Genomic DNA, 11,501 nt, shown 5'->3' with positions numbered 1-11,501 from the left:
GTGGGAGCTGGCTTGTCGGGTCGCCGCATCGCTGCGATGGCGGTGTATCAGTCGGCTCATCCATTGGCTGACACGCCGCAATCGCGGGCAAGCCCGCTCCCACAGGGGTTACTGCGCCACGGCAACCTTCCCGTTTCTGATCCGAAACCGATAGGCGATGTAGATAATCCCTACCCACACCGGCATCGCATACACCGACTCGCGAATCCCCGGAATCGCCAGCATCACGCCAATGATCATCACCATGAACGCCAGGCACAGGTAGTTGCTGAACGGGAACCAGAAGGTCTTGAACGACGGCGTCACGCCTTGCTCGCCCATGGCCTTGCGGAACTTGATATGGGTCAGGCTGATCAATGCCCAGTTGATCATCAACGAAGCAACCACCAGCGCGAACAGCAACTCCAGTGCACTGTGCGGCGCCACGTAGTTGACCACCACGCACAGCATGGTCACCAGCGCCGAAATCGCCAGGGCCCGCAGCGGCACGCCTTGTTTGTTGAGCTTCATCAGCGCCTTGGGCGCGTCACCTTGCTCGGCCAGGCCGAACAGCATGCGGCTGTTGCAGTACACGCCGCTGTTGTACACCGACAACGCCGCGGTCAGCACCACGAAGTTGAGGATGTGGGCGGCGGTGTCGTTGCCGATCAGCGAGAAGATCTGCACAAACGGGCTGCCACTGTAGGCATCGCCCGACGCGCCGAGGGTTTGCAGCAGTTGATCCCACGGGTACAGCGACAACAGCACGGTCAGCGCACCGACGTAGAAAATCAGAATGCGGTACACCACCTGGTTGATCGCTTTGGGGATCACCTTGCGTGGTTCGCTGGCTTCGGCGGCGGTGATGCCGACCAATTCCAGGCCACCGAACGAGAACATGATAAAGGCCATCGACATCAACAGCCCCATGCCGCCATTGGGGAAGAACCCACCGTGGCTCCACAGGTTGCTGACCGAGGCTTGCGGGCCGCCGGTGCCGCTGAACAGCAGGTAGCAGCCGAGCACGATCATGCCGACAATCGCCACCACCTTGATGATCGCAAACCAGAATTCGGCTTCACCGAAGAACTTCACGTTCAGAGTGTTGATCAGGTTCACCGCGACGAAGAACACCAGCGCGCTGACCCAGGTTGGAATCTCCGGCCACCAGAACTGGATGTACTTGCCGACGGCCGTCAGTTCGGCCATGCCCACCAGCACGTAGAGCACCCAATAGTTCCAGCCCGCCAGGAAGCCCGCGTAACCGCCCCAGTATTTATGTGCGAAGTGGCTGAAGGACCCGGCCACCGGCTCTTCGACGATCATCTCGCCGAGCTGGCGCATGATCAGGAACGCGATAAACCCGGCTACCGCATAACCCAGGATCATCGACGGCCCCGCCGACTTGAGCACCCCGGCCGAGCCGAGGAACAAGCCTGTACCAATCGCACCTCCCAAGGCGATCAGCTGAATGTGCCGGTTCTTCAGGCCTCGCTTGAGGCCCACCGGGTTAACCATGTCATCCGCCATTAACATTCCCTTCTACTTGTTTTTCTCAAGGGTGATTGCACGCCGCATCGGCCCCTCAGAACTGCTGAGGGTCAGATATTACTCTGCGTAAACTTTTCGTAATACAACTGAACGCCATCAAGTGTCTGATCCGCCAGCCATTGTTGGATGGATTCGACCATTGGAGGGGGGCCGCACACGTACATATCCGCCGATCTGTCCCGCAATTCGGCCAGGTCGAAATGTTCGGTCAGGTAGCCGCGTTTGCCCGTCCACTCGACTGAGGCGTCGCTCAGCACTTCGGTGTAGCGAAAGTTCGGGATTTTCGTCGCGTAGGCGTGGATACGTGCCGCTTCACATAAGTCTTCGGCGCCGCGCACGCCGTAGTACAGGTGCACAGGTTGTGTGCAGCCGTTGACGACCAGCTCATCGAGCATGCCCAACAACGCCGACAACCCGGTGCCGCCCGCCACCAGTACCAGCGGTTGGGTGACGTGCCGCAGATAAAACGCACCCAAGGGCGCCTCCATCAGCATTTCATTACCTACCTGGCAGCGTTCACGCAGGTAGTTGCTCATGACTCCGTCGGGCAGCAGGCGTACCAGGAACTGCAACTGATTACCCGGCCGGTTGGCGAAGGAGTAGGAGCGCCAGCTATCGGTGCCGGGCACTGACAGACGCGCATATTGGCCCGGCAAAAAATCCAGTGGCTGGTCCAGTTGCACCTGCAAGATGGCGGTGCTGGTCGAGACCTGCTGCACCGCGCTCACCGTGCCGCGTACCTGCACGGGCCCGGGGGCGTTGCACAGGCTCGAATCAAAGTCGAAATAAAAGGTGGCGTCGGACTTCACCCGAGTCTGGCAACTGAGCATCTTGCGCTGTTGCAGGTCGAGGCTGGAGAGCGCTTCCTCGTCGACGTAGTCCTGGGTGTACTCACCGGATTCGCAACGCCCCTGGCAGGTGCCGCACACACCTTCGCGGCAATCGAGCGGGATCTTGATGCCGTTGCGCAGGGCCGCGTCCAACAGGATTTCATGGGCGCCCACCGGGAAGAACAGGGTCTTGCCATCGGCAAAGCTGAAGGCCACTTTGTGATTCATTGATGAACTCCACGCGTGCCCCTGTGGCGAGGGAGCTTGCTCCCGCTGGGCTGCGAAGCTGCCCCAAAAAACTGGGAGCGCTGCGCACTCCAGCGGGAGCAAGCTCCCTCGCCACAGGGGGGGCTGGTTTTAAAGGTGATAGAAATCCAGCACCGAGTTGATGGTGTCGTTGAGCAGCAGGGCGTGCTTGCGCGTGATCAGCCAGCTTTCGCCCTCGGGCTTGAGGCGATAGGTTGCGTGCCCATAGAACTGCTCGGAAGTAGCCAGCCGATAAAACAGCGTGTGCCAGTTCAAGCGCACCTCCAAGGTGCCGTCACTTTGTTCGGCAATGCGTACGTTATTGATCAGGTGCAAGGTGCGCGGCATCGGCGTGGCAGAGGCGGCTTTGCCGGTGCGCAGGCGGAACACACGGTCCTCCAGGCCCGAGCGGTTGGCGTAGTAGATCAACGACATCTCGCGCTTGGGGTCTTGGGTGTAGACGTGTTCGGAATCCCATTGCGGCAGGTGAAACTCACTCTGCGGGTCGAACAACTGCACGTAGGCATCCCAGTCCTGGGCGTCGCACAGTTCGGATTTGCGGTAGAAAAACTGCTCGATCTGGTACTGCAATTGCGCATTCATCACTTCACCTCCCGCAGTGTCAGCGCTTGTCGCTCCAGGCCCTGGAGCAGGAACTGCTGCCAGTTGCGATGCTGGTTGACGTACAAACCTTCGTGGGTGAACTCGGTGCCGGTCATGGCTGGTTGGATGCCAATGGCTTCGCTGTTGGGCGTCGGCCCAGTCTCCCAGCGATGGCTGCCTCGTGAGATATCGCTCCAGCGCTCCAGGCGGCCCTGGAAACCGCGCTGGGCTTCGCGAAACTCCACCAGGTCATCCGGCGTGCCCATGCCCGAGACGTTGAAGAAGTCCTCGAACTGGCGAATCCGGTTTTCGCGGTCGGCGTCGGACTCACCCTTGACCCCCAGGCACTGGCTGATGATCTCGGTCTTGTTCCAGGCCACCGGGCGGATGATGCGCAACTGCGAGCTGATCTGGTCGAGAAAGAACAGGCTGGGGTAGATATTCAGGTTGCGCAGGCGGTGCATCATCCACTCGGCCTTCTGCTGGCCGTGTTCTTCTACCAGGCGCGGCATGATGGTGGCGTACCCGGAGCGTACGCTGGGGTTGGGCATGTCGCTGAACAACACACTGTGGCCATTGTTGAAGGCGAACCAGCCGTCGTCGGTATTTGCGTCGCCGGCGCCGAGCTTGCTGTAGTCCAGCGTCGTGCTGGAACCTGCGCCGTTCTCGGTGTTGACCTGCTGGCGATGCTGCACGGTGGCCACGTAGTTGTAGTGCACGGTGCTGACGTGATAACCGTCCAGGCCGTTTTCGTTTTGCAGCTTCCAGTTGCCGTCATAGGTGTAGGCGGACTTGCCCGGCAGCACCTCCAACTCTCCGGTGGCCGATTGCGCCACCATCATGTCGAAGAACACTTTGGCGTCGCCGAGGAAATCTTCCAGGCTGTCGGTGCCGTTCACGTCCAGGCTGATAAACACAAAGCCCTTGTAGCTGTCGATGCGCGCTTTTTTCAGGCCGCGGGTGGCCTTGTCGAAACCTTCCGGGTATTCCCCCGGCGCCTTGACCTTCACCAGTCGGCCATCGCTCTTGTAGCACCAGGCGTGGAACGGGCAGGTGAAGGTGGACTGGTTGCCCTTGCCCACGCGGGTGAGGGTGGTGCCGCGATGCTGGCAGGCGTTGATCAGCGCGTTGAGCCGGCCTTCGCCGTCGCGGGTGATGATCATCGGCTGGCGCCCGGCGCGCATCGTCACGAAGTCGTGGTTATGGGCCAGTTCGCTTTCGTGGCAGGCGTAGATCCAGTTCTTCTCGAAGATCAGTTCCATCTCCAGGTCGAACAGCTCGGGCTCGGTGAACATGTCGCGGGCGATGCGGAACACTTCATCCGCCGGGCGAAAGTCCAGGCAACTTTCGATAAAGGATTTCCACTGCTCGACGGTTCTTGCACCACTCATGGGAGGCACCTTTTGATCATGGCTAAACGGTGAGCCATTAAGCGGCTGCGATGCGGTGGCGGGCTATCCGCTTAATGGGGGAACGCAGGCCGCAAAGTTGGGCAGCAAATACCCATGGCGGTGCGCGCAGGTGACGGCATGCGCTACTGTGATGGTGGGCGATGGTCGTAAAGCCCTGGGATTTATCCACATAGTCGACCGTTACTATCCACCCAGTGGCCACGCTGCTGGCGTGGCCTGGAACTTGCTGTCGAGGTTCAACGACGCGCCGCCAGAGCGCGCAAATGCCTAACCGCCGTGGGTGCACCCTGATGAGTAGCCAGACACGCGATATTCATATTCAACGCTTCGACCTGGAAGGCGCGCGCAGCTGGATGTCCGGCATCTGCGGGCCCCATCGCCTGGCGACGGCCACCCCCGAGCGCCTGCGCTTTCACCACAGCGCCAACGTGTTCAAGTCCCGCGCCACCACCCTGGGCGTGATCGAATACGGTACCGATGTGACCATCGACATCGAAGACGCCGAGCACTTTCGCAGCTACAGCTTGAGCCTGCCGCTGGTGGGCGAGCAGGAGCTGAGCAAGAACGGTGAGCGCCTCAGTTCCAACCGCGACCAGGGCGTGATCATTTCACCCAATGAGCATCAGGTGCTGGCGATTTCCGGTGACTGCCGCAAGTTGCAGGTGGTGATCACCCGCGCGGCGATGAGCGAGTCACTGGAAGGTTTGCTGCAACGGCCCATCGATGCACCGCTGCGGTTTGAGTCGGTGATGGATGCTGTGGACGGAGCACCGGCCTCGTGGTGGCGCATGGCGCGATACTTCATCGCCGAACTGGAATGCAGCAGTGAGTTGTACGAGCAGGCGGCGTTTACCCGTGACCTGGAAAGCTCGCTGATCAAGGGGCTGATCCTGGCCCAACCGAATAACTACTCTGAAGAGTTGCGCGAGGTGTTGGGGGTAAAACTGCCGCACTACTTGATCCGTGCGCGGCAATTCATCCACGACAACGCCCGTGAAGTGCTGCACCTGGAAGACCTGGAAGCGGCAGCGGGCGTGTCGCGGTTCAAACTGTTCGATGCGTTTCGCAAGTACTTCGCACTGTCGCCCATGGCGTATCTGAAGAAGCATCGGCTGGGGGCGGTGCGCCAGGAAATTCTGGAGCAGGGCTCAATGCGCACTATTTCTGAAATCGCCCTGGGCTGGGGGTTTACGCACCTGGGGCGGTTTTCGGCGGAATACCGCAAGCTGTTCGATGAGTCGCCCAGCCAGACATTGCAACGCAAGCGCCTGCGCATTACTTGAACTCGGGTGAGGATCAACAGGTGGGAGCTGGCTTGCCTGCGATAGCGGCCGGCCGATCAACACGATGCCAACTGATCCGCCGCCATCGCAGGCAAGCCAGCTCCCACATGGAGTATGGGGTGCCTGGAGGATCTCAGATCAACTCCTCAACCAGTTGCAAGCAATGAGTCAGCCCCGGCGACCGGTCATTCACCCGCCGGCTGAGGATGATCGGCGAACTCGCCGTCGCCTCCACCACCGGCGTATAGCCAATATCCGCCCGATGCAGCACCTGCACCGACGCCGGCACCAGCGTCACGCCCATACCGGCGCCCACCAGGCCGATAGCGGTCTGCAATTCGTTGGTCCACTGCGCCACCTTCACGCTCAAGCCATGGGCGTCGAACAGCGCGATCACATGGTCGGCATAGCTGGGGCGCGGGTTGCCGGGGTAGAGCACGAAGGGTTCGGCAGCCAACTGGGCGAGGGTGGCCGGAGCGCCCAGCAACGGGTGACCGCTGGGCAGCACCGCCACCAGGCGGTCTTCCACCAGTACGCGCTGGACAATGGCCGGGTCGTCGATGCGAATACGCCCGAAGCCCACGTCAATGCGGCCAGCCTTGAGAGCTTCGACCTGCTGCAAGGTGGTCATCTCCGACAAACCCAGCTCCAGCTCCAGGGCCTCGTGAGTGCGCAGGCGCCGAATCAGCTCCGGCAGCACGCCATACAAGGTCGACGGCGCAAAGCCGATGCCCAGCCAGGTTTTCTCGCCTTGGCCGATGCGCCGAGTGGTGTCGCAGACCTTGTCCAGTTGTTCGAGCAGTACATTGGCGTGCTCATAGAAAAAACGCCCGGCTTCGGTCAGGCGCAAAGGCCGACTGCGCTCCAGCAGCACCACCCCCAGTTCATCCTCCAACTGCTGGATCTGCCGGCTCAAGGGCGGCTGGGCGATGTGCAGGCGTTCGGCAGCCCGGGTGAAGTTAAAGGTTTCGCCCAGCACCTGGAAATAGCGCAAGTGACGCAGTTCCATATCGACTCCTTTCATACCTTGAGGGTATCGCACCAGACCAATTCTATATTGGAACCCCAAAAAAATGCGGCACAGAATCGACGCAAATCTATAAAGAACCCAACGGGTATTGCCATGCCGATTTGCGCCATCGAATCGATCGACACGCTTATTGTTGATCTGCCCACCATTCGCCCGCACAAGCTGGCGATGCACACCATGCAAAACCAGACCCTGGTGATCATCCGCCTGCGTTGTGCCGACGGCATTGAGGGCATCGGCGAAGCCACCACCATTGGCGGCCTGAGCTACGGCAATGAAAGCCCCGACAGCATCAAAATCAATATCGACCGCCACTTTGCGCCGCTATTGATCGGTCAGGACGCGAGCAACGTCAATGCGGCCATGTTGCGCCTGGAACGCAGTATTCGTGGCAACACCTTTGCCAAGTCCGGTATCGAAAGCGCCTTGCTCGACGCGCTCGGCAAACGCCTCGGGCTGCCGGTCAGCGAGCTGCTGGGCGGGCGTGTGCGTGATGCGTTGCCGGTGGCCTGGACCCTGGCCAGCGGTAATACCGAACAGGACATCAACGAGGCCGAGAAAATGCTCGACCTGCGCCGTCACCGCCTCTTCAAATTGAAGATTGGCGCCGGTGAAGTCAGCCGCGACCTGGCCCATGTGATCGCAATCAAGAAAGCCCTGGGCGAGCGCGCCAGTGTGCGCGTCGACGTCAACCAGGCCTGGGATGAGGCCGTGGCCCTGCGGGCATGCAAGGTGCTCGGCGACCACGGTATCGATCTGATCGAACAACCGATCTCGCGCAACAACCGTGGCGGCATGGCCCGGCTCAACCTGTCGAGCCCGGTGCCGATCATGGCCGATGAATCTATCGAATGTGTGGAAGACGCCTTTAACCTGGCCCGTGAAGGCGCGGCCACGGTGTTCGCCCTCAAGATCGCCAAGAACGGTGGCCCTCGCGCTGTATTGCGCACGGCGGCGATTGCCGAAGCGGCTGGCATCGGCCTGTACGGCGGCACCATGCTCGAAGGCGGCATTGGCACCCTGGCCTCGGCCCATGCCTTTCTCACGCTGAACACCCTGGCGTGGGGCACCGAATTGTTCGGCCCGCTGTTGCTCACCGAAGACATCCTCACCGAGCCACCGGTGTACCGCGATTTCCAGCTGCATGTGTCCACTGCGCCGGGCCTGGGTCTGACGCTCGATGAAGAGCGCCTGGCGTTCTTTCGCCGTGACAAACACTAAGAGGCCTCTGCCATGTTGTTCCACGTAAAAATGACCGTGAACCTGCCCCTCGATATGCACCCCGAGCGTGCCGCCAGCCTCAAGGCCGAGGAGAAAGCCTTGGCGCAGCGCCTGCAACAAGAGGGCAAATGGCGCCACCTGTGGCGCATCGCCGGGCATTACGCCAACTACAGCGTGTTCGATCTCGACAGCGTCCAGGACCTGCACGACCTGCTGATGCAACTGCCATTGTTCCCCTACATGGCCATCGAAGTGAATGCGCTGTGCCGCCATCCGTCGTCGATCCATGCGGACGACCGCTGAGCCGGCTTGCACCTATAACTACAAGATGAGGAATGCACCATGTCCATCCGCCTGTCCCAGACTGCCCACGCCCAACAGTTTCTCGAAGAAGCCAGCGGCAACCTCAATGACGCGGGCAACCCACGTACCAAGGCGCTGATTTACCGGATCCTGCGCGACACCGTGAACATCATCGAAGACCTGGAAGTGACCCCGGAAGAATTCTGGAAGGCGGTCAACTACCTCAATGAACTGGGCAAAAACCAGGAGGCCGGTCTACTCGCTGCCGGCCTGGGCCTGGAGCATTATCTGGACCTGTTGATGGACGCCGCCGATGAGCAGGCAGGCAAGTCCGGCGGTACACCGCGCACCATCGAAGGCCCGTTGTATGTGGCCGGCGCGCCGCTGTCCCAATACGAAGCACGGCTGGATGATGGTCAGGACGACGCGGTGCCGTTGTTCATGCGCGGGCAAGTGCGCGATACCGCAGGCAAGCCATTGGCGGGGGCGATTGTCGATGTGTGGCAGGCCAATACCGGCGGCACTTACTCGTGGTTCGACCCGAATCAATCTGAATTCAACCTGCGTCGCCGTATCGAGACCGACGCCCAGGGCAACTACCGTTTTCGCAGCATCGTACCTTCGGGCTACGGTTGCCCGCCGAGCGGGCCGACGCAACAGTTGCTCGACCAATTGGGGCGCCACGGGCAACGGCCGGCGCATATCCACTTCTTCATCTCGGCGCCTGGGCACCGGCACCTGACCACGCAGATCAACCTGTCGGATGACCCGTACCTGCACGATGACTTCGCCTATGCCACCCGCGATGAACTGATTGCCGAGATCCGCTTCAGCGACGATCCGCAACTGGCGCGGGAATTTGGCGTGCAAGGACGGTTTGCGCAGATTGATTTTGACTTTGAGTTGCAGGTGGCGGATGCGCCAATAGAACAGCAGCGCATGCAACGAGTGCGTGCTCTGGAAGACTGATCAACTCGGTCAACTGTGGGAGCTCGCTTGCCTGCGATAGCGGTGGAACATTCACTACCGCTATCGCAGGCAAGCCAGCTCCCACATTGGTTTTGGGGTGTTTGTGTTATTTGCGCACGACCAGGTCCAACACCTCATCCCGGTCCTTGATCTTCTGCAGCACGATCTCCGAACGGATATCCATCACCCCCGCCGTGCGGTTCAGGTGGTTCACGATAAAGTCCGAAAAGTGCTTGAGGTTACGCGCCTGCACCCGCAGCACATAGTTGCTGGCGCCGGTGATCACATAGGCGCTCGCCACCTCTGGCCAGCCTTGCACCTTCTTGATGAACGTCTCATGCCAGTCCTCCACATCCTGGCGCAACGACAGGTGCACGATGGCTTCCAGCTCGATCCCCAACTGCTCGGCGTTCAATACCGCGCGGTAGCCGCTGATGATTCCCTCGCTCTCCAGCAGGCGCAAACGGCGCAGGCATGCGGACGGCGACAACGCGACTTTTTCCGCCAGTTCCTGGTTGCTGATGCGGCCATCCTGTTGCAGAAAATGCAGGAGGCGCAGGTCGGTGGCGTCGAGAATCATGCTTGGAAGATATCCGCGTATTTTGAGATTAAATTCGAATTTCCTACAGCTTAAATAGCCGTTTACCCACCACTTTGCACGAAAATTCTCTAAAAGTTCGTTCATTATTTGGTCCATCCTCACCTATAAAAACCAGGACGACCCATGACCACTCGAAGCCATTGCCGCGCCCTCGACGCGCAGGACCCGCTAGCACCCCTGCGTGCCCAATTCGCCTTGCCCGAGGGCGTGATCTACCTCGACGGCAACTCCCTCGGCGCCCGCCCGGTGGCGGCGCTGGAACGAGCACAACAGGTGATCGCCGAGGAGTGGGGCAACGGCTTGATTCGTAGCTGGAACAGCGCTGGCTGGGCGCAGTTGTCCCAGCGCCTGGGCAATCGCCTGGCGCCATTGATTGGTGCGCGTGACGGCGAGGTAGTGATCACCGACACCACCTCGATCAACCTGTTCAAAGTGCTCAGCGCCGCCTTGAGTGTGCAGCGCCAACGTACACCTGCGCGCAAGGTCATCGTCAGCGAAGCGAGCAACTTTCCCACCGACTTGTACATCGCCGAAGGCTTGGCCGAATTGCTGCAACAAGGCTATTCCCTGCGCCTGGTGAACAGCCCGGCGGAACTTCCCCAGGCTATCGATGCGGACGTGGCGGTGGTGATGCTCACCCACGTCAACTACAAGACCGGCTATATGTACGACATGGCGGCCCTGACCGCGCTGAGCCACGAGTGCGGCGCGCTGAGCATCTGGGACCTGGCGCATTCGGCGGGCGCGGTGCCTGTCGACCTGCATCAGGCCAATGCGGATTATGCGATTGGCTGCACCTACAAATACCTCAACGGCGGACCGGGCTCCCAGGCGTTTGTGTGGGTCAACCCGGCGTTGGTGGATGTGGTGCGCCAGCCGTTGTCCGGGTGGTTCGGGCATACCCGCCAGTTCGCCATGGATTCCACCTACGCCCCCAGCGCCGGCATTGCCCGCTACCTCTGCGGTACGCAGCCGATTACCTCGTTGGCCATGGTGGAATGCGGCCTGGAGATTTTCGCCCAGACCGACATGGCCAGCCTGCGCCGCAAATCCCTGGCCTTGACCGACCTGTTTATTGCGTTGGTCGAAAGCCGTTGCGCCGCCCACGGCCTGGAGCTGATCACCCCGCGTGAACACGCCCGGCGCGGCAGCCACGTCAGCTTTGAACACCCCGAAGGTTACGCCGTGATCCAGGCCTTGATCGCCCGAGGCGTGATCGGCGATTACCGTGAACCGCGGATCATGCGCTTTGGTTTCACGCCGCTGTACACCAGCTTTACCGAGGTGTGGGACGCCGTGGAAATTCTCGGTGAAATTCTCGACAACGCCACCTGGGACCAGCCGCAATTCAAAGTCCGCAACAGCGTTACTTAAGGGCAACACAGATCAAATGTGGGAGCTGGCTTGCCTGCGATAGCGTCGGTGCATTCACTACCGTTATCGCAGGCAAGCCAGCTCCAACAGGTTCATCGT

At 60.6% G+C, this 11,501-nt stretch carries 11 protein-coding genes; 5 read left to right on the top strand and 6 right to left on the bottom strand.

From position 1 onward, the window contains the following. Positions 1-108: 108 nt before the first annotated feature. From RHM69_RS15725 to antA, 4 genes are all read right to left on the bottom strand, one after another. Entirely contained in the window at positions 109-1,509 is a 1,401-nt protein-coding gene (locus RHM69_RS15725) for an amino acid permease (RefSeq protein WP_044274391.1), read from the bottom strand. Positions 1,510-1,580: 71 nt separating this feature from the next. Further along, the gene (gene antC / locus RHM69_RS15720) at positions 1,581-2,588 is read right to left on the bottom strand and encodes an anthranilate 1,2-dioxygenase electron transfer component AntC (protein ID WP_200600164.1); all 1,008 of its coding nucleotides are present in this window, start codon (positions 2,586-2,588) and stop codon (positions 1,581-1,583) included. Between the two features lie 129 nt (positions 2,589-2,717). Further along, positions 2,718-3,209, bottom strand: a complete 492-nt coding sequence (gene antB / locus RHM69_RS15715) for an anthranilate 1,2-dioxygenase small subunit (RefSeq protein WP_032902508.1) — start codon at positions 3,207-3,209, stop codon at positions 2,718-2,720. Further along, positions 3,209-4,600 carry an anthranilate 1,2-dioxygenase large subunit gene (antA, locus tag RHM69_RS15710; protein WP_014719910.1) on the bottom strand — a complete coding sequence of 464 codons (1,392 nt, stop codon included), beginning with the start codon at positions 4,598-4,600 and terminating at the stop codon, positions 3,209-3,211. Before antA ends, antB begins: the two co-directional genes overlap by 1 nt. A gap of 311 nt (positions 4,601-4,911) precedes the next feature. Here antA and RHM69_RS15705 point away from each other — a divergent pair, with 311 nt between their 5' ends. Beyond that, positions 4,912-5,904, top strand: coding sequence for an AraC family transcriptional regulator (locus RHM69_RS15705; protein WP_014719909.1), 993 nt, complete (start codon positions 4,912-4,914; stop codon positions 5,902-5,904). A gap of 133 nt (positions 5,905-6,037) precedes the next feature. On the opposite strand, the gene RHM69_RS15700 is transcribed toward RHM69_RS15705, so the two are convergent. Further along, a complete protein-coding gene (locus tag RHM69_RS15700; protein ID WP_200600162.1) occupies positions 6,038-6,913 on the bottom strand; it encodes a LysR family transcriptional regulator in 876 nt (291 codons plus the stop codon). A gap of 114 nt (positions 6,914-7,027) precedes the next feature. Between RHM69_RS15700 and RHM69_RS15695 the strand changes: the two genes are divergently transcribed. The 3 genes from RHM69_RS15695 to catA are packed head-to-tail and all read left to right on the top strand — an operon-like array spanning position 7,028 to position 9,427. Further along, positions 7,028-8,155 (top strand): muconate cycloisomerase family protein, encoded by a 1,128-nt coding sequence (locus RHM69_RS15695; RefSeq protein ID WP_020302515.1) that lies wholly within the window; start codon positions 7,028-7,030, stop codon positions 8,153-8,155. A 12-nt stretch (positions 8,156-8,167) separates the two neighbouring features. Further along, a complete protein-coding gene (catC, locus tag RHM69_RS15690) occupies positions 8,168-8,458 on the top strand; it encodes a muconolactone Delta-isomerase (RefSeq protein WP_200600160.1) in 291 nt (96 codons plus the stop codon). 39 nt (positions 8,459-8,497) lie between these two features. Beyond that, a complete protein-coding gene (catA, locus tag RHM69_RS15685; protein WP_020302514.1) occupies positions 8,498-9,427 on the top strand; it encodes a catechol 1,2-dioxygenase in 930 nt (309 codons plus the stop codon). A gap of 106 nt (positions 9,428-9,533) precedes the next feature. On the opposite strand, the gene RHM69_RS15680 is transcribed toward catA, so the two are convergent. Further along, positions 9,534-10,007 (bottom strand): Lrp/AsnC family transcriptional regulator, encoded by a 474-nt coding sequence (locus RHM69_RS15680; RefSeq protein ID WP_003176072.1) that lies wholly within the window; start codon positions 10,005-10,007, stop codon positions 9,534-9,536. Positions 10,008-10,151: 144 nt separating this feature from the next. Here RHM69_RS15680 and kynU point away from each other — a divergent pair, with 144 nt between their 5' ends. Next, the gene (gene kynU / locus RHM69_RS15675) at positions 10,152-11,402 is read left to right on the top strand and encodes a kynureninase (RefSeq protein ID WP_200600158.1); all 1,251 of its coding nucleotides are present in this window, start codon (positions 10,152-10,154) and stop codon (positions 11,400-11,402) included. Positions 11,403-11,501 lie beyond the last annotated feature (99 nt).

The sequence above is a fragment of the Pseudomonas sp. CCI1.1 genome (genome assembly GCF_034348165.1).
Taxonomy (GTDB): domain Bacteria; phylum Pseudomonadota; class Gammaproteobacteria; order Pseudomonadales; family Pseudomonadaceae; genus Aquipseudomonas; species Aquipseudomonas paracarnis.
Note: the sequence above shows the minus strand (reverse complement) of the source record. Positions and strands in the feature narration are given on the sequence as shown.